General features: G+C 76.1%; 19 protein-coding genes and 1 tRNA gene. 7 read left to right on the top strand and 13 right to left on the bottom strand.

The window, feature by feature from the left end:
* From ZF1_RS04070 to ZF1_RS04060, 3 genes are all read left to right on the top strand, one after another.
* Entirely contained in the window at nucleotides 1-1,596 is a 1,596-nt protein-coding gene (locus ZF1_RS04070; protein ID WP_482636510.1) for a dolichyl-phosphate-mannose--protein mannosyltransferase, read from the top strand.
* Nucleotides 1,597-1,654: 58 nt separating this feature from the next.
* Nucleotides 1,655-2,221: a copper resistance CopC family protein gene (locus tag ZF1_RS04065; RefSeq protein ID WP_482636509.1), complete on the top strand. Its 567-nt coding sequence runs from the start codon at nucleotides 1,655-1,657 to the stop codon at nucleotides 2,219-2,221.
* Nucleotides 2,222-2,289: 68 nt separating this feature from the next.
* Nucleotides 2,290-3,180 (top strand): CopD family protein, encoded by an 891-nt coding sequence (locus tag ZF1_RS04060; protein WP_482636508.1) that lies wholly within the window; start codon nucleotides 2,290-2,292, stop codon nucleotides 3,178-3,180.
* 21 nt (nucleotides 3,181-3,201) lie between these two features.
* Here ZF1_RS04060 and ZF1_RS04055 read toward each other — a convergent pair whose 3' ends face one another.
* The 7 genes from ZF1_RS04055 to ZF1_RS04025 all read right to left on the bottom strand — a co-directional run bounded on the left by ZF1_RS04055 (nucleotide 3,202) and on the right by ZF1_RS04025 (nucleotide 9,062).
* Nucleotides 3,202-4,062, bottom strand: coding sequence for a helix-turn-helix domain-containing protein (locus tag ZF1_RS04055; protein ID WP_482636507.1), 861 nt, complete (start codon nucleotides 4,060-4,062; stop codon nucleotides 3,202-3,204).
* 66 nt (nucleotides 4,063-4,128) lie between these two features.
* On the bottom strand, nucleotides 4,129-4,671 hold the full coding sequence (locus ZF1_RS04050; RefSeq protein ID WP_482636506.1) for a GNAT family N-acetyltransferase: 543 nt from the start codon (nucleotides 4,669-4,671) through the stop codon (nucleotides 4,129-4,131).
* Nucleotides 4,672-4,731: 60 nt separating this feature from the next.
* Nucleotides 4,732-4,807, bottom strand: a tRNA-Ala gene (locus ZF1_RS04045).
* A 52-nt stretch (nucleotides 4,808-4,859) separates the two neighbouring features.
* On the bottom strand, nucleotides 4,860-6,062 hold the full coding sequence (sepX, locus tag ZF1_RS04040; protein ID WP_482636505.1) for a divisome protein SepX/GlpR: 1,203 nt from the start codon (nucleotides 6,060-6,062) through the stop codon (nucleotides 4,860-4,862).
* 203 nt (nucleotides 6,063-6,265) lie between these two features.
* On the bottom strand, nucleotides 6,266-6,931 hold the full coding sequence (locus ZF1_RS04035; protein ID WP_482636504.1) for a GNAT family N-acetyltransferase: 666 nt from the start codon (nucleotides 6,929-6,931) through the stop codon (nucleotides 6,266-6,268).
* Nucleotides 6,932-6,936: 5 nt separating this feature from the next.
* The gene (gene glp / locus ZF1_RS04030) at nucleotides 6,937-8,157 is read right to left on the bottom strand and encodes a molybdotransferase-like divisome protein Glp (protein ID WP_482636503.1); all 1,221 of its coding nucleotides are present in this window, start codon (nucleotides 8,155-8,157) and stop codon (nucleotides 6,937-6,939) included.
* 2 nt (nucleotides 8,158-8,159) lie between these two features.
* On the bottom strand, nucleotides 8,160-9,062 hold the full coding sequence (locus tag ZF1_RS04025; RefSeq protein WP_208823175.1) for a UTP--glucose-1-phosphate uridylyltransferase: 903 nt from the start codon (nucleotides 9,060-9,062) through the stop codon (nucleotides 8,160-8,162).
* Between the two features lie 36 nt (nucleotides 9,063-9,098).
* Between ZF1_RS04025 and ZF1_RS04020 the strand changes: the two genes are divergently transcribed.
* The 3 genes from ZF1_RS04020 to ZF1_RS04010 all read left to right on the top strand — a co-directional run bounded on the left by ZF1_RS04020 (nucleotide 9,099) and on the right by ZF1_RS04010 (nucleotide 10,964).
* Complete coding sequence (locus ZF1_RS04020) at nucleotides 9,099-9,746, top strand: 5-formyltetrahydrofolate cyclo-ligase (protein ID WP_482636502.1); 648 nt, start codon at nucleotides 9,099-9,101, stop codon at nucleotides 9,744-9,746.
* A 107-nt stretch (nucleotides 9,747-9,853) separates the two neighbouring features.
* Nucleotides 9,854-10,213, top strand: a complete 360-nt coding sequence (locus ZF1_RS04015) for an FmdB family zinc ribbon protein (RefSeq protein WP_482636501.1) — start codon at nucleotides 9,854-9,856, stop codon at nucleotides 10,211-10,213.
* A gap of 100 nt (nucleotides 10,214-10,313) precedes the next feature.
* Nucleotides 10,314-10,964 (top strand): SAF domain-containing protein, encoded by a 651-nt coding sequence (locus ZF1_RS04010; protein ID WP_357545873.1) that lies wholly within the window; start codon nucleotides 10,314-10,316, stop codon nucleotides 10,962-10,964.
* A 57-nt stretch (nucleotides 10,965-11,021) separates the two neighbouring features.
* Here ZF1_RS04010 and ZF1_RS04005 read toward each other — a convergent pair whose 3' ends face one another.
* Complete coding sequence (locus ZF1_RS04005) at nucleotides 11,022-11,189, bottom strand: hypothetical protein (protein ID WP_020625817.1); 168 nt, start codon at nucleotides 11,187-11,189, stop codon at nucleotides 11,022-11,024.
* Nucleotides 11,190-11,355: 166 nt separating this feature from the next.
* Here ZF1_RS04005 and ZF1_RS04000 point away from each other — a divergent pair, with 166 nt between their 5' ends.
* Nucleotides 11,356-11,775, top strand: coding sequence for an antitoxin (locus ZF1_RS04000; protein WP_062400164.1), 420 nt, complete (start codon nucleotides 11,356-11,358; stop codon nucleotides 11,773-11,775).
* A 58-nt stretch (nucleotides 11,776-11,833) separates the two neighbouring features.
* Here ZF1_RS04000 and ZF1_RS03995 read toward each other — a convergent pair whose 3' ends face one another.
* From ZF1_RS03995 to ZF1_RS03975, 5 genes are all read right to left on the bottom strand, one after another.
* Nucleotides 11,834-12,325, bottom strand: a complete 492-nt coding sequence (locus ZF1_RS03995) for a MogA/MoaB family molybdenum cofactor biosynthesis protein (protein WP_373324192.1) — start codon at nucleotides 12,323-12,325, stop codon at nucleotides 11,834-11,836.
* Between the two features lie 225 nt (nucleotides 12,326-12,550).
* Nucleotides 12,551-14,335: a S1C family serine protease gene (locus tag ZF1_RS03990; protein WP_482636500.1), complete on the bottom strand. Its 1,785-nt coding sequence runs from the start codon at nucleotides 14,333-14,335 to the stop codon at nucleotides 12,551-12,553.
* Between the two features lie 63 nt (nucleotides 14,336-14,398).
* Nucleotides 14,399-15,847: a sensor histidine kinase gene (locus tag ZF1_RS03985; RefSeq protein ID WP_235975300.1), complete on the bottom strand. Its 1,449-nt coding sequence runs from the start codon at nucleotides 15,845-15,847 to the stop codon at nucleotides 14,399-14,401.
* 5 nt (nucleotides 15,848-15,852) lie between these two features.
* On the bottom strand, nucleotides 15,853-16,548 hold the full coding sequence (locus ZF1_RS03980) for a response regulator transcription factor (RefSeq protein ID WP_062400160.1): 696 nt from the start codon (nucleotides 16,546-16,548) through the stop codon (nucleotides 15,853-15,855).
* Nucleotides 16,549-16,625: 77 nt separating this feature from the next.
* Nucleotides 16,626-17,483: an NAD(P)-dependent oxidoreductase gene (locus ZF1_RS03975; RefSeq protein ID WP_226364516.1), complete on the bottom strand. Its 858-nt coding sequence runs from the start codon at nucleotides 17,481-17,483 to the stop codon at nucleotides 16,626-16,628.
* Between the last annotated feature and the right edge of the window lie 98 nt (nucleotides 17,484-17,581).

Below are 17,581 nucleotides of genomic sequence, written 5' to 3'. Positions count from 1 at the left end.
ATGGCCACCACGAGCGCCGATGCCGGGAGCCGGGTCGCCGGAGCGGCACCCGAACCCGGTCTGACCCCGCAGGGCACCCCGCCACCGCTGCGCCGCGCCGATCCCGGCCCGGCCGCGCGGCTCGGCGCGCCGCCACCCTCGGACCGGCTGACGGGCTGGCTGGTCACCGCGGGCGTGGTGCTGGTCGCGGCGCTGCTGCGGTTCTACGACCTGGGCGAGCCCACCGACCGCGGCACCCCCGTGTTCGACGAGAAGCACTACGTCCCGCAGGCCTGGGACATGGTCCGCAACGGCGGGGTGGAGAGCAACCCCGGTTACGAGAAGATCGTCCACCCGCCGCTGGCGAAACAGCTGATCGCGCTGGGCCAGATGGTCTTCGGCTACGACGGCGTCGGCTGGCGGGTCTCGGCCGCGCTGGCCGGGGTGCTCACGGTGCTGCTGGTGGTGCGGGCCGGGCGTCGGCTGACCCGCTCGACCGCACTGGGCGGGCTGGCGGGGCTGCTGCTGTGCGCCGACGGGCTGTCGCACGTGCAGTCGCGGATGGGGATGCTCGACGTCTTCTCCGCGCTGTTCGTGGTGGCCGCGTTCGCCGCGCTGCTCGCCGACCGCGACGACGTCCGCGCCCGGATGGCGCGCGTCGTCGCCGAGGGGCGGGTCGGCGACACCGTGTGGGGCCCGCGCTGGGGTGTGCGCTGGTGGCGGCTGACCGCGGGCGTCTCGCTCGGACTGGCGTGTGCGGTGAAGTGGAACGGCGTCTACTACATCGCCGCGTTCGGGCTGTTGTGCGTGCTGTGGGACGTCTCGGTGCGCCGCCGCGCCGGGGTCGCCCGGCCGTGGGTGGGGACGATGGTGCGCGACGTCGCCCCCGCGCTGTGGGCGCTCGTCCTGATCCCGGTGCTGACCTACGTCGGGTCCTGGTGGGCGTGGTTCGGCAGCGAGACCGGCATCGACCGCCACGAGGTGGGCCGGGAGATCGGCACCGGCGGGGCGTTCGCCTGGGTGCCCGACGCGCTGCGGTCGCTCTGGTACTACCACGGCCAGGTCCTCGCCTTCCACGAGAACCTGACGACCCAGTCCGCCGGGGCGCACCCGTGGGAGTCCAAGCCCTGGACCTGGCCGATGGGGCTGCGGCCGATGCTCTACCGCTACGCCGACGACGCGACCGGCTGCGGGGAGACCGACTGCGTCTCCGCGGTGATGCTGATCGGCACCCCGGCGCTGTGGTGGCCGGCGATCCCGGTGCTGCTCTGGGGGCTGTGGCGGGCGGTGACCCGGGTCGACTGGCGGTGGACGGCGGTGCTCGTCGGCTACGCGGCCGGGTTCGTCCCGTGGTTCTTCAACATCGACCGGCAGATGTACTTCTTCTACATGATGCCGGTGGTGCCCTTCCTGGTCCTGGGCGTCGTGCTGGCGATGGGGCAGATGCTGGGCCACTCGCGGATGAGCGCGCGCCGTCGCCGCAACGGGCTGCTCGTCGTCGCGACGTGGGTGGCGCTGATCGGGGTCAACTTCGTGTGGCTGTGGCCGATCCTGGTCGGCGACCCGATCACCGCGGCGCACTGGCAGGCCGAGCTGTGGCTGCCGTCCTGGCGCTGATCTGCTCCGTCCGGGTGACGCCCGGAACTCCGGCGGGCGGTGCGACGACCAACCCGGCGTGAGCCCCGTTCTCCGCCGCCTCGCGGTCGCCCTCCCCGCCGTGCTCCTCGCCCTCGTCGCCGGGGCCGCACCGGCCTGGGCGCACACCGAGCTCGAGTCCAGCAGCCCCGCCGCGAACGCGCAGGTCGGCACCGCGCCGACATCGGTGTCGCTGACGTTCTCCGAGGACATCGCGGCCGCCGACGCCACCGTCTCGGTGGCCGGCCCCGGCGGCACCGACTACGCGGCGGGCCCCGCCACCGGCGACGGCGACACCCTCACCGTGCCGCTGCGCCCGCTCGGTGCGGCCGGCGCCTACACGGTCACCTACCGGGTGGTCTCCGACGACGGCCACCCCGTCTCGGGCACGGTGCCGTTCACGCTGACCACCGCCGGCCCGGGTGCGGCCGCGGCGACCTCCGCCGCGGCCCCGGAGCCCGCCACCGCCGCTCCCACGACCGCACCGCAGACCACGCCCGCCGCCGCCACCGACGACGGTGGGGCCCCGGTCTGGCCGTGGATCGTGGTGGCCGTCGTCGTGATCGGGGCCGGGGTCGCGTTCGCGCTGCGCCGGTCGAGGGTCTGACCATCGGCGACACCCCGCCCGGGCACCGGGTCCGCGAGCCCGCGCCCGCCGTCGCCGGGTGGGTCGCGGTGCTGGTGGGGGCCGCGGTCGTCGTCGCCGGGGTCACCGGTGGCATCGGGCCGGACGGCGTCGCGCTCGACCTGGCCCAGACCGTCGCACGGGCCGCGGCGGACCTGGCCGCGGTGGTCGCGGCGGGTGCGGCGCTGGTCGCGCTGCTCGCCCCCGACCGGGTTCCCGGCGCCGACCGGGTCCTGACGACCGTCGCGCCGCTCTGGCTCGGGGTGCTGCTGGTCGAGACGTTCGTCCGGGGCGCGGTCGTGTCCGGGCGCGGGCTCGCCGACGTGCGCGGCCCGGACCTGCTGGAGTTCCTGACCGGTCCGCGTGCCGGGACCGGCCAGCTGGTGGCACTGGCCGCGGTCCTCGCGCTGGTCGGCGTCGCCGGGTCGCGGCCTGCCCGGCCGGGCGCCGGTCCGGGGCCCGCGGCGCTGGCGCTGCTGGTGGTCGTCGTCGCGGCGGCGGCGCCCGCGGCGACCGGGCACACCGCGGCGTCGACGGTCGCGGCGTACGCGGTGCCGGCGGTCGTCGCCCACGTCGCGGCGGCGCTGCTGTGGGTCGGCGGTCTGGGTGCGGTGCTGGTGACCGCCCGCGACGCCGACGTGCGCACCGTCGCGGTGCCCCGGTTCTCCCGGCTCGCGCTCGCCGCCGTCGTCGTGCTGGGGGTGACCGGGCTGCTCGCCGCCACCGCGCGGCTGTCCTCACCCACCGACCTGGTCACGACGGCCTACGGCGCGGTCGTCCTCACCAAGGTCGCGCTGCTGGCCTGCGCCGCCGCGCTGGGCGGCGCGACGCGTGCCCGGCTGCGCGCCGGGCGGCTGCCGGTGCTGGTGTGGGCGGCGGTGGAGGTGCTGGTGCTGGTCGCGGCGACCGGGGTCGCCGCGACCCTGACCCACACCGCCTGAGCGGTCGGCGGGAGGGAGAGGTCAGCCGCAGGCCGGAAGTCCGAGCCCGCCGCGGGACGCCGGCTCCAGGTACACCTCCGAGAGGTAACCGGAGCGCCCGTCCGGCCAGGCCACGCGGTACCAGAGCGCGGACTCGACCCGGTGCGGGTTGTGCGCGGCGGGCGAGTCGAGGTTGTAGTTCCACATCCGCTCACCGACGACCGTGCAGGTGGCGGGCAGCATCGCGCCGCTGACGACGTCGGTGCCGTCCTCCCGGCAGCCCCGGGTACCGCAGAACGCGATCGCCCGCGACGACAGATAGGCGGGCCCGGAGTCCTCGACGAGGTCCTCGGCGCCGAGCGCGACCTTGTTCTGCACCGTGACGACGACCGGTCCCGCCGCGGTCGGTGTGCCCGCCGTCCGGGCGGCGAACCAGCCCGCGGCGCCCGAGACCATGCCGGTGACCAGTACGGCGACGACCACCGCCCGCGTCGTACGTCCCCCGGTCTCCTGCGGGCCCGCCGCCGGGGCCGCGGCCGCGTCCTGGACCGCAGGTGCTCCCGCGGACGGTGGCGGCACGTCCGCGGAGAGGGTCGCCGTGGACCTCGCCGGGGCCGTGGTGGGGGACGCGGGCGCTGCGGGGGCCGCCGCCAGCGCCGCGTGCCGGCGCGCCCAGCCCCGTACCTCCACCTCGGGCACCCCCACGGCGGCGAGCACCGTCGTCACCAGGTCGGCGCGGGGCAGGCGGGGCCCGGTGCGGGCGTTGCCGATCGCGCTCTTGCTCCAGTTCGACCGCTCCGCGGCCTCGCGGACGGATACGCCGCGGGCGTCGAGCACCGCGGCGAAGTCGCGGCAGAACAGGTCCGGGGAGTCGAGGGGACGACCGTCAGGGGATTCGGTCACCCGGACGAGTATCCGGCCTGCGATCACGAGGGGCCAGGCGGAACGGGCACCGTCCCACGAAGATCGTCACGATTGACGAGGGGATCTCGCGATGACCCGGTGCATCCGCAGAGACCACAGGCCGTCGTCCGCGGCGGAGATGTGCATCGGCACCCGGTCGCGCTCGACGAAGCCACGGGCCCGGTAGAACGGGACGCCCAGGTCGTTGCCCTCGGCGACGCTCACCCACATCCCCGTCGCGCCGTGGTCGCACAGCTGGGCGGTGACGTGGTCGAGCAGCCGGGTGCCGATCCCCTCGCCGCGACGGTCCGGGTCGAGGTAGAGGACGTAGAGCTCGCCGACGCGGGCCCCGGTGATCGCCCCGCCGGCCGCGCCGACCACCGTGCCCGCCTCCTCGGCGACCATGTAGCCCAGCCAGTGCGGCGGGTCGGGGACGGTCTCGGACCGTACCCTCGTCTCGTCGTAGAAGCGGGCGACGACGTCGTCGACGAACGCCTCCGGCAGCAGGTCGCGGTAGGTGGCCCGGTAGGCGCGGGTGCAGACGTCGGCGATCCCTGGGGCGTCGGCCGGGACGGCGGCCCGGACGGTGGACGCGGTCGGATCGGCCATACGGCGACCGCAACCTCGCAACGACGAACGGCCGGACCCGTGCGGGGTCCGGCCGTGTAGTGGTGGAGCTGAGGGGAATCGAACCCCTGACCTTCTCGATGCGAACGAGACGCGCTACCAACTGCGCTACAGCCCCAGGTGTCTCAGGCCCGCCCTCGCGGGCCGACCTGAAGAACCCTAACAGACCCCTATTCACCCACCGCACGCCGGTGGGGGGTGCCCGTGTCGAACTCGTCGGGCTCCTCCTCGGCGTCCACGTCGACCAGCGACGTCCCGACCGGGACGGGCGGCGGCGGGGCGGCGGCGAGTCGCGGGAGCGACGACTCGTGCTCGGTCCCGACGGGCCCCTCGACGGTGCGCCCGCGGGCCGGGAGCACGCCCAGCGGCTCGCCGGTACCGCGGACCCGGGTGGGCTCGCCGTCGTCGGCGGTCCAGTCGTCGTCCTCGTCGGCACCCGCGGCGACGGGGGCCGCGGTCGCGCGGATCTCGTCGTCGGCCCGCTCCTCGGCGGAGGCGTCGCGGCCGCGGTGGGCCCACTCGTCGAGCTCGGGGTCGTCGGCGGCCGGGGACTGCCGGGTGCCGGCCAGGCGCGCGGCGCGGCGGGCCCGGATGCCCTCCTCGATGCGGACCTGGCGGCGCAGGTAGGTCAGATAGCCGACCAGGCCCGCACCGACGACACCGGTGACCCACCAGAACACCGTCGAGACCAGCAGTGCGGCCGCACCGGCGGCGAGCAGCAGGACCAGCAGACCGAGGACGACGCGCTGGCGGAACGCGTACTTGGCGTGCGCGGCCGCGGCGGCGGCCTCGGGGTCGAAGCCCCCGCGGCCGGGGCGGTAGCGGGCCGGCGGGCGGGACCAGCCCTCCTCGTCGACCTCGTCGGCCTCGTCGACCTCGTCGGCCTCGTCGAGACCGTCGGCGTCGGTCCCGTGCTCGTCGTCGCCGTCGACGGGCACGGCGGGCTCGTGGTCGTCGTCGGGCCGGGGGTCGCGCTCCCGGTCCGACCGGACCCGATCGTCGGGCTCGGCGTCGTCGTCGTGGCCGACGAGGTGGTCGTCGTGGTCGTCGCCTCCGGGGCCGCGGACCCGGCCCTCGTCGTCGATCTCGGTGTCCTCGACGTCGTCGTAGGCGTACTGGTCGGCCTCGTCGGAGCGCTCACGGGGGGCGGGGACGTCGTCCCGCGCCTCCGCCAGCTCGCCGACCGTGGTCGGACCGGATCGCTGTGTCACAAGAACCTCCGGGTGTCGATGCCGTGCGGGACGTTCCAGCACCCGCCCGGACAACAGCGCCGGGCTGAGCCGGGCCACTTCCTGCTGACGCCGGGCGACGGTCGGAACGAGGATCAGCAGCCAGAGCACGACCAGACCCACGAAGATCAGAGAGCTGGGCACGGCTGCCTCCTCCCCCGACCGGCGCAGTCCGCCCGGTGGAACGGCCCCGATCCGCGCCACCACCGATCACCGTAATCGGGCGGACGCCCGCACCCGGGTCGCGACGCGCCGTGGTCCCTCGGACGGACGGTGCGAAACCAGGGACGTGCGGTACACGTGTGACTCCGGTGAGTGATCGGGCGAGGTGTGGGCGCTGCGCAGGGTCAGGCCCGCGAGGCGCGTCCGTCCCGCACCAGCCGGGCCGCGAAACCACCCGGCGGGACCTCCTCGGCGGTCACCGCGTAGGCGTAGTGGTCGCGCCAGGCGCCGTCGACGTCGAGGTAGCGCTGCAGCAGTCCCTCGCGGCGCAGCCCGAGCCGGGCGAGCACCGCGATGCTGGCCACGTTCTCCGGGCGGACCGTGGCCTCGACGCGGTGCAGCCGCACCGGGCCGAAACAGTGGTCGAGGACGAGCGCAACGGCCGCGGTGGTGATCCCGCGCCCGCCCAGGGTCGAGTCGAGCCAGTAACCGACGTAGCCCGACAGCAGCGGCTCCCGCACGACGTTGCCGACCATGACGTGGCCGGCCATCGCGCCGTCGACGGTGATCGCGAACGGCAGCGACAGCCCGCGCCGGGCGGCCCCGCGCAGCAGCCACCAGCGGCCGGGCCACTCCACCCCGGAGTTGCGGCGGGACCACCCGCCGTAGGTCGTCGGCTCCCAGGGACGCAGGAACTGCTCGTCGCGCACCCGGATCCGGGCCCAGTCACCGCCGTCGCGCAGCCGCACCGGGCGCAGCCCCACCTCGTGCCTGCGCACCCGCAACGGTCCGAGGACGGCGGGCCAGCCGGGGTGACCGCCGGGCGGTTCGGGGACGGCGGACGGCGGCACGCGGCTCAGTTCCGCCCGCGGGGAACCAGCTCGACGTGCTCACCGACGGTCATCTCGGTCACGTCCTCGTCGATGACCGCCAGCGCGTTGACCTCGGACAGCACGGCCAGCAGGTGGGTGCCCGACGCACCGAGCGGCTGGGCGAGCAGCTCGCCGCCGTCGTCGGAGCGCAGCAGCCGCGCCGGGATGTAGGACCGGCGCCCGGCCGGGGAGACGATCGGGGAGGTCAGCTGGGCGGTCCAGGTGCGCCGCATCGGCTCCTGGCCCAGCGCCAGCCGGATCAGCGGCCGGACGAACACCTCGAACAGCACCAGCGCGGTCGCCGGGTGCGACGGGAACAGGAACACCGGCACGGCGTCCGGGCCGAGCCGGCCGTAGCCCTGCGCGGAACCGGGGTGCATCGCGACGCGGGTGTCGTCGATGCCACCGAGGTCCGCCAGCCCGCTCCTGGCCTCGGCCGCGGTCGTCCCGCCGCCCGCGCCGCAGACCACGACGATCTCCGACGCCGGTAGCAGGTCCTCCACGGCGCCACGGATCTCCGCGGCGCTGCCGCCGACGGTGCGGGGCCGGTTGGTCTCCGCGCCCGCCTCGCGGGCGGCGGCGACCACGGCGTGCGAGCAGACGTCGGCGACCTGCCCGGACGACGCCGAGCGGCTCACCTCCACCAGCTCGTCGCCGACCGAGACGACCGAGACCCGTGGCCGCGGGTGCACCAGCAGCTTGTCCCGGCCCGCGGCGGCGAGCATCGCGACCTGGGCCGAGCCGACGACGTCGCCCTCGCGGACGGCGACGTCACCGGACTGGACGTCCTCCCCCACGCGGCGCACGAAACCGGCCGACGGCACGCCGCGGCGGATCGTGAGGCGCGCGGTGCCGCCGTCGGTCCACCCCAGCGGTGCGACGGCGTCGGCGAGGGTCGGCAGCGGCGCCCCCGCCGCGACGCGGACGGCCTGGCCGGGCTGCAGCCGCAGCGGCTGACGCGACCCGGCGGCGATCTCGCCCACCACCGGGACGGTGACCGGGGAGGCGTCGGTGGCCCCGGCCACGTCGACGCTGCGCACCGCGTAGCCGTCGATCGCGGCCTGGTCGAAGACCGGCAGCGGACGCGCCGCGACGACCTCCTCGGCGCTGCGCAGCCCCTGCGCGTCGGTGATCGCGACGCGCACCGGGGCCGGACGCACCGCCACGTCCAGGATGCGGGACAGGTGATCGGTGACCGTGCGCACGCTCAGTCCTTCAGTCGCTCGTTCAGCCAGGTCCGCAGGTCCTCGCCGTACTCCGGGTGCTGCAGCATGAAGTCGACGTAGGCCCGCGCGTACCCGGCGGGGTTACCCAGGTCGTGGCGCCCGCCGCGGTGCACGACGACGTGCACCGGGTGCCCCTCGGAGATCAGCAGCGCGACGGCGTCGGTCAGCTGCAGCTCACCGCCCGCGCCGGGGGTGATCCGGTCCAGCGCGTCGAAGATCGCACGGTCGAGCAGGTAGCGACCGGCCGCGGCGAAGGTCGAGGGGGCCTCGTCCGGGGCGGGCTTCTCGACCATCCCGTGGACCTGCTTGACGTCGTCGTCGCCGGTGTCGGAGACCTCGAAGACGCCGTAGGCCGAGATCTGCTCGCGCGGCACGTCGAAGGCGCAGAGGACGCTGCCGCCGTGTTCCTCGCGGACCTGCGCCATGCGGGCGAGGACCCCGGTCGGGAGGACCAGGTCGTCGGGCAGCAGGACGGCGACGGCCTGCTCGTCGTCGGCCAGTGCCGGGCCGGCCTGGGCGACGGCGTGGCCGAGGCCCTTGGGCTCGTACTGGTACACCGAGTCGACCTCGAGCAGGCCGGGGGCGCGGCGGACCTTGTCCGCCAGCTCGCCCTTGCCGCGGCCCTCCAGGGTCTTCACCAGCTCGTCGTCGGTGCGGAAATAGGCCGCGACCGAGTCCTTGCCCGGGGAGGTCACGACCAGCAGCCGCTGGGCGCCGGCCTCGGCGGCCTCCGCGGCGACGAGCTCGATCCCGGGCGTGTCGACGACGGGGAGCAGCTCCTTCGGCACGGCCTTGGTCGTCGGCAGGAACCGGGTGCCCAGACCCGCCGCCGGGACGACGGCGGTGCGGAAGGCCCCGGTGCCGCTGGACGTCTGCACGCTCATGGTCGGCGAGCCTAGCCACAGCTCTAGCCTGGAGCCGTGACGGCTCGCGCGGAGGACAGGGGCGGATCGTCGCCTGATCAGGGTGGACGAGCCGCTGACGCCAAGCGGTCGCTGCGGCGCACGCTGCTGGCGGCACGTCGCGGTCGCCCGGTCGCCGACCGGGCCGCGACGACCGCCGCGCTGTCGGAGCACCTGTGCGCGCTCGCCACCGCGACACCCGGCCCGGTGGCCTGCTACCTGCCGATCGGCACCGAACCCGGCGGTGCGGGACCGGGCGTGACGTCGCTGCCCGACGCGCTGGTCGCCGCCGGTCACGAGATCCTCGCCCCGGTGGTCCCGGACGCGCCGGGCCCGCTGGACTGGACCGTCTACCGCGGCCCGGACGACCTGGCCCCCGGGCCGCTCGGGGTCGTCGAGCCGACCGGTCCCCGGCTCGGGCCCGCCGCGCTCGCGTCGGCCGGCCTGGTGGTGGTGCCCGCGCTGGCCGTCGACCGGCGCGGGCGACGCCTGGGCCGCGGCGGCGGCTTCTACGACCGGACGCTCGCGCTCGCCGCGCCCGGCGCCCTGCTCATCGTCCCGCTGCACCACGGCGAGCTGCTCGACGACGTCCCGGCCGAGGACCACGACGTCGCGGTGGGGGCGGTCGTCCTGCCCCGGGACGGGGTGGTGCATCTCTCGCCCTGACCGTGTGGACGGGTCGGAGCGACCGTCGCCTCGGAGTATGCTGGCACTCGCTCTCGCCGAGTGCCAGCCCGCGGGCGGGCACCGCCCCAGTTCGTCCGGAGGATGTTGTGCCGACCTACCAGTACGCATGCACCGCGTGTGACCACCGCTTCGAGGCGGTGCAGTCGTTCTCCGACGACGCTCTCAGCACCTGCCCGAACTGCGGCGGGAAGCTGCGCAAGGTCTTCTCCTCGGTGGGCATCGTGTTCAAGGGCAGCGGCTTCTACCGCACCGACTCCCGCTCGGGCTCGGTGAGTAGCGGGTCCGGGTCCTCGTCGGAGTCGGCGAAGTCCGACAGCTCCTCGTCGAGCTCGTCGTCCTCGGACTCCTCGTCCTCGTCGAGCTCCTCGTCCTCCTCGGACTCCTCGTCGTCGAGCTCCTCGTCGAACTCGGCCGGCACGTCGTCCTCGAAGGCCGCCGCTTCCTGATCCGTCCACAACCGGCCGGGTTGTCCACAGGCCGGTGGATCGACCCGTCACCGGCCGTGTCCCGCCCTAGCGTCGGAACGACGACGGCGGAGGGGCGGCCATGGCGGAGCAGACACGGCGGGCGGACCGCCCGTGGGACCGGCTGCTGCGGCGGCCCTCCTGGTCACGGGCGTTGCTCGCCCGCCGGGTGCTGGCCGCCGCCCTCGCGGTCGCGGCCGTGGTCGTGGCGCTGCTCCCCGCCGCGGGTGACGAGCGGGTCCCGGTACTGGTCGCCGCCCGTGACCTCGCCCCCGGCACGGCGCTGGGCCCGGCCGACGTCGTCGTGGCCTCCTGGCCGCCCGCCCTCGCCCCCGCCGGTGCCCTGACCGCGCCCGACGCCGTGGCCGGGCGGCTGCTCGCCGGACCGGTGACCGCGGGCGAGCCGGTCGGCGAGCTGCGGCTGGTCGGGTCCGCGCTCGCCGTCGTCACCGGTGGGCCGGGCGCCTCGGCGGTGCCGCTGCGCCCGGCCGATCCGGCGGTGGCCGCGCTGCTGTCCCCCGGCTCGAGGGTGGACGTGGTGGCGGGCGGCCCGGACGGCGCGCGTGTGCTGGCCGCCCGGGCCGGGGTGGTGGCGGTGCTGCCACCCGCCCCCGGGGCCGCCGGGGCGCGGGCGGACCCGGGACCGCTGGTGCTGGTCGCGCTGCCCGAGGCGGAGGCGACCGCGGTGGCCGCGGCGACGCTGGCCGGCGAGGTCACGGTCACCCTGCGCTGAGCCCCGCGCCGTCCCGCGGTGCGGGCCGCCCTCGGTCTCCGAACGCGCTCCGGCCGGTCAGCCGCCGTGGTGCGGGGGACGGTTCTCGGTGAACCAGCGGTCGGGGTCCGCGGAGTCGCGCTCGTCGGCGGCGCCGTAGTCGGCCCGCTCGTCGGCGGTGGTCGAGGGGTCGTCGCCGAAGATCTCCTCGATCCGTCGGCGCATCCGGTCCGCGGGCTCGCTCATGGCCCCATGGTGCCGTGCGCGGGCGGCGCGGGTGGACACCGATCCCGCGTCACCGTGCCGTGCCGTGCCCGTGACGCCCCACGACGACGCGTCCGGGTGACACCATGGGGTCAGCCGTACGCATCCGCCCGGGCACCCGGGCGACGACAGGAGAGGTGGACCGCTCATGGGGTTCCTGGACAAGGCACGCGAGGCGGCCGAGAACGCGATCGAGAAGGCGAAGCCGCACCTGGACAAGGCGATGGAGCAGGCCGGCCCGCACCTGGAGAAGGCCAAGGAGAAGGCGGGCCCGCTCGTCGAGAAGGCCGCCGAGAAGGTCGACCAGGCCACCGGCGGCAAGTACTCCGAGCAGATCGACGGGGTGAAGGGGAAGGTCGAGGGCGCACTCGGGCACACCGACCCGGCCGCTCCGGGCGCCGGCACGCACGGCGGCGCCGTCCCGCCGGTGCCGCCCGCCCCGCCCGGGGGCGACGCACTGGCGCCGCAGGGCAACCCGGCCGCGTCGCAGCAGCCGCCGGCCGTCCCGCCGGTGCCGCCGGAGCGCAAGGACGACGGCGGCGTCCCGCCGGTGCCCCCGGCGAACTGAGCCCACGCACACGGACGGGCCCCGGCGATCCGCCGGGGCCCGTCCGTCGTGCAGGGGGTCAGTCGTCGAGGCCGGAGAGCTCCGAGATGACGTGCGGGACCAGCGGGGTCAGCGTCGCCATGCCGTCGCGGACGGCGGCGCGGGACGCCGCCAGGTTGACCACCAGCGTGCTGCCCGAGACGCCGACGACCCCACGGGACACCCCGGCGTCGACCGCACCGGCGGCGAGGCCGGAGGCGCGGATGGCCTCGGCGATCCCCGGCACCGGCCGGTCGAGGACACCGGTGGTGGCGTCCGGGGTGACGTCACGGGGCGACACGCCCGTGCCGCCGACGGTCACCACCAGGTCGACGCCGCCGATCACGGCGGTGTTCAGCGCGCTGCGGATGGCCACCACGTCGCCGGGGGCCGAGACCACGCCGTCGACGAGGAAGTGGGCCTCCTCCAGCAGCTCGGTGACCAGCGGCCCGGTGCCGTCGGACCGCTCACCCGCGCTGACCCGGTCGTCGACGATCACCACGAGGGCACGGCCGATCTGCGGACCCGACATCTCCATGGCGGTCACCCTAGCGTCGGCCGGGACGCGGCCCCGGGGGAGGCCGTGCCGGTGCGGGGAGGGGGGACCGGCACCGACACGACGCTCCGGGCGTATTCGGTGGGGCACCATCGAATACGGGGACACCCCATCACGCCGGTTCTTCACCCGTCAACGACGTGCGGTGTGTGCCACCCACCCGGCCCCGTCCGGTCGGACGGACTGCACCCGGGCAGGCCCTCACTGCTCGCCGAGTGTCACCTCGACGGTCCGGGTCGCCCCGCCGGCGTCGACGACGTCCAGCTGGACGACGCTGCCCGGCGGCTGCGACCGCACCGCGGCCTGCAGATCGGTGCCGGTGGTGATCCGCTGGTCGCCGAGCCGGGCGACGATCTCCTGCAGGCGCAGCCCGGCCTTCGCGGCCGCGCCGTCCGGCGTGACCTCCTGGATCACCGCGCCGCGCAGCTGCGGGTCGTTGCCGACGGTCACGCCGAGCACGGCGTGCGTGGCCTTGCCGCCGCCGCGCAGCTGGTCGGCGATCCGGCGGGCCTGGTTGATCGGGATGGAGAAACCGACGCCGATCGAGCCGCCGCCCGGCCCGGCGGTCGCGATGGCGGAGTTGATGCCGACGACCCTGCCGTCGGAGTCCACGAGCGGGCCCCCGGAGTTGCCGGGGTTGATCGCGGCGTCGGTCTGGATCGCGTTCAGCACGGTGTCGCCCGCCCCCGGCGCGCCCGACTCGGCGGGGATGCCGACGGCCCGGTCGACGGCCGAGACGATGCCGGTGGTGACCGACCCGCCGAGCCCGAGCGGCGACCCGAACGCGGTGACCTGCTGACCGACCCGGACGCGGTCGGAGTCGCCGAGCTCGACCGTGCTCAGGCCCGGCAGGTCCGTGCGCACGAGCGCGATGTCGGACTGCGGGTCCTGCCCGAGGATCGTCCCGATGGCGGTGCGGCCGTCCTGCAGGACCACGCGCAGCGTGCCGCCCTGGGCCGCCGGGGCGACGACGTGGTTGTTGGTGAGGATCAGGCCGTCGTTGCCGACGATCATGCCGGAGCCCTCGCCGCGGTCACCGACGTTGCCCGCTCCGCCGTCGACGCGGATCTGCACGACGGCGGGCAGCACCTTCTCGGCGACGGCCTCGACCGAGCCGGACGGCGCCGTGCCCCCCGATCCGCCTGCGAGGCGCGCGCCGATCAGGCCGCCGAGGGCACCCGCGACCAGCGCGACGAGCAGCCCGGCCGCGACCAGGACGACACCCCGGCGGCCGCGGCCGGACGGACGGCGCGGTGCGGGCGGCGCACCGACCGCCCACGGGGGCGGGGCAGGCTCGCCGGGGGCGGCCGCGCCGGTCGCGTCCAGGTGCGCCGGGAGCTCCCGGGTGCCGTCCGCCGGCACCGGCGTCGTGTCGGTCGGGAGGTCCGGGGCGGCCGCGTCGGGCGCGGCACCGTCGGATCCCGCGACGGGCGCGTCCGCGGCGGTGGAGCCGGGGCGGGCCCACGGGTTGGCGGGCACGGCCCAGCGGTCGGTGGGCGGGTCCTGGGTGGAGACGGCCTCGGTGTCGGGGCCGTGGTCGTGCTGCGGGGTGGCGTCCTCGTCCGCCGGGACAGCGGGCGACGCCCCGGCCGCGGTCGCCGCGGCGGTCGTGCCGGACCGGGTGGACGCGTCGCCGTCGCCGTCGGCGGTCGCGGGCGTCGTCGCGGACCCGCCGCCCGCGCCGGCCGCGGCGGTGTCCCCGGCCGGGCCCGCTCCGGTGCCGTCCCCGGCGGCGCCCGGCGAGCCGGTGGCCGGAGCGTCGGTGGCCGGAGCGTCGGTGATCCCGTCCGACGCGGACCCGTCGGCGGAGGACCCCGGCGAGGACGACCGTGGCCCGTCCTGCTCGGGGGCGGCGTCGCCGGAGGACCCGGCCGCTCCCGCGGTGGCGGAGGGCCCGCCCTCGCGGCCGGCCGCGTCCCCGGAGGCCCCGCCGGACGTCCCCGCTCCGGTGCGGGTCGGCTCGTCGGGCGGGTTGTCCTGGGTCATGCGTCCACCGTCCGTCGTCTCCGTCCGTCGTGTCACCGCTGTGTCACGTCGTGTCACACCAGGCTATGGGCTGTCCGGCTCCGCCACGTACCGGCCCGGCAGGGCCATCGAGAGCAGCGCACCGCCCTCCGGGGCGCGCCCGGCCCGCACCTCTCCCCCGTGCCGTGCCGCCGCCTGCGCGACGATCGACAGCCCCAGCCCGGAGCCGGGCATGGTCCGCGAGGTGTCGGCCCGGTAGAAGCGGTCGAACACGTGCGGCAGGTCCTCCGCGGCGATCCCGTCACCCGCGTCCGCCACCTCGATGACCAGCCACTCCGGCGAGATCGGCACCATCGACAGCCGCACCGTGCCGCCGGGCGGGCTCCACTTCACGGCGTTGTCGAGCAGGTTCAGCACGGCCCGTTCGAGGGCGCTGGCGTCGCCGTCGAGGATCCACGGGGTGCGGTGGACGTCGAACTCGACCTCCCCCGCGCGTCGCTTCACCCGGTCCAGGGCGCGGTCGACGATCTCGGTGAGCTCCAGTGCCTCGCTGGTCATGGTCGGGGCGTCGTCGCGGGCGAGCTCGACGAGGTCCCCGACGAGGTGGGACAGCTCCTCGACCTGGGCGCGGACGTCGTCGAGCAGCTCGGTGCGGTCCTGGGCGGGCAGGTCGGGGGTGTCCGGCCGGTCGGCGGAGGCGAGCAGCTCCAGGTTGGTGCGCAGCGAGGTCAGCGGGGTGCGCAGCTCGTGCCCGGCGTCGGCGACGAGCCGGCGCTGCTGTTCCCGCGACGCGGCCAGCGCGCCGAGCATCGTGTTGAACGACTGGGTGAGCCGGGCGAGCTCGTCGGACCCGGAGACGGGGATCGGGCGCAGGTCACCGGTCTTGGCCACGCGTTCGGTCGCCGCGGTCAGCCGCAGCACCGGCCGCAGCCCGGTCCGGGCGACGGCGACCCCGGCGAGCGCGGCCAGCACGACGCCACCCAGCCCGACGATCGGCAGCGCGGTGCCCATCCGGGTCACCACCCGGGTCATCGTGTCCAGCCGCTGGGCCAGCACCAGCGCGCGGCCGTCCCCGGCCCGGACCGCGACGATCCGGTACGGCACGCCGTCGAGCTCGGCGGTGCGGCCCGGCTGGGTCGGCCCGCCCTGGGCGACCTCGATCTCAGGCTCGCCCAGCGGCGGCCGTGACGACTCGTCCGCCGAGGTCGCGACGCCCGAGGAGTAGACGAGCGCGATGTGCAGGTCGGCCGCGCCGAGCACGTCGGGCGGGAGCGCGGCGAGCAGCCGCGGGTCGATCAGGTCGCTCTGCGCCGCGGCGTAGGCGCGCTGGCGCAGCGTCTCGTCCAGCGAGCTGGTGAGGTTCTGGCGCACGACGAGGAACGCGGCGGCGGACACGAGCAGCACCATCGCGGCGGCGACGAGTGCGGCGAGCACCCCGATCCGGGCGCGCAGCGTGAACCGCTCGCGGTCCGGCTCGGCCGCGGGCCCGCGGCGCCACCAGCGCTCGGCCCGCTCCTCGTCGGGCGGGAGCAGCTGGGTCACGGCGGGGTGTCCCGCAGGACGTAGCCGACCCCGCGCACGGTGTGGATCAGCCGGGGCTCGCCCTCGGCCTCGGTCTTGCGGCGCAGGTAGCCGACGTAGACCTCCAGGGCGTTGCCGCTGGTCGGGAAGTCGTAGCCCCACACCTGCTCGAGGATCTGGGCGCGGGTCAGGACCCGGCGCGGGTGCGCGAGCAACAGTTCCAGCAGGGAGAACTCGGTGCGGGTGAGGCTGATCGGCCGTCCGCCCCGGGACACCTCGCGGGTGTCGGGGTCCAGCGACAGGTCGCCGAAGGTGAGCGCGGGGCTGGTGCCCGCGTCGCCGTCGGCGTCCGGGGTGCGGCGGCGCAGCAGCGCCCGCAGCCGGGCGAGCAGCTCCTCCAGCGCGAACGGCTTGGGCAGGTAGTCGTCGGCGCCGGCGTCGAGCCCGGCGACCCGGTCCGACACCGCGTCGCGGGCGGTGAGCACGAGGATCGGGAGCGCGTCACCGGCGCTGCGCAACCGCCGGCACACCTCCAGCCCGTCGACGCGCGGCATCATCACGTCCAGGACGAGCGCGTCGGGCCGGTCGGTGAGCATCTTGTCCAGCGCGACCTGGCCGTCCTCGGCGAGGTCGACCTGGTAGCCGTTGAAGGCCAGCGAACGACGCAGCGAGTCTCGGACCGCCTTGTCGTCGTCGACCACCAGAATGCGCATGGGCGCCAGTCTCGCCGACGGCTCTGAGAGGAACCTGAGCAGGCCCTGATCAGCGGGTGGTGATCAGCGCCCGGCGATCAGGACGCCTTGTAGGCGGCGGCCATGTCGTCGCCGCCGTGCCCGCGCTCCGACGCCCGCCGCAGCCGGTCCCGCACCGCGGGCGCGACGTCGAGCCGGGTGCCCGAGGCCTCCGCCGCGGCGACGATCAGGCCCGCGTCCTTGGCCGCGTTGTCGACGGTGAAGCTGGGCGTGAAGTCGTCGTCGAGGATCGCCTTCGCCTTGTTCTGCAGGTAGGGCAGGTCCAGCGGACCGCCGGCGACGGCGTCGAGGAAGGCCTGCGGGTCCACGCCGAGTCCCTGGGCCAGCGCGACGGACTCCCCCGTCGCTGCGGTGATCGCCAGCACCCAGCTGTTGGCGACGAGCTTGAGCCGGCTCGCCTGGGCGGTCGTGTTGTCCTCGGCGACCCAGACGGTCTGCCTGCCGACGGCGTCGAGCACCGGGTCGACGACCGGACGCGCCGCGGGGTCGCCGGCGACGAACACGACGAGCTGCCCGGACTCGGCGGGCGCTCGGGTGCCGAGCACCGGCGCGTCGAGCAGGGTCAGGCCGTGGCGCCCGGCGATCGCGCGGAGCCCGTCGAACGGCTCGACGCCGACGGTGGTCGTCTGCAGCCACACCTGGCCCGGCGCGAGACCGCCGGCGGCCTGCTCCAGGACGGCGGTGACGTCGTCGGCGTCCCCCAGCATCGTCACGACCACGTCGGCGCCGCGCACGGCGTCGGCCGGATCGGTGTGCAGGGCCGCGCCCGCGTCCGCGAGCGGCTGCGCCTTCGCCGCGGTCCGGTTCCAGACCCGCAGGTCCAGCCCGGCCGCGAGGATGTTGTGCCCCATCCCGGCGCCCATGATCCCGGTTCCCAGCAGTGCCACGGTCGTCATGGACCCACCGTAGGTCGATCTCCGTGGGAGCGCCGCCGCACGCCGGGTCGTGTGGTCCGGAGCGGTCCGTCGCGGGTCGGGCCCCGTCGCGCCTGCGC

Source organism: Pseudonocardia sp. ZF1 (genome assembly GCF_056835605.1).
This window is presented reverse-complemented; position numbering and strand designations above follow the sequence as displayed.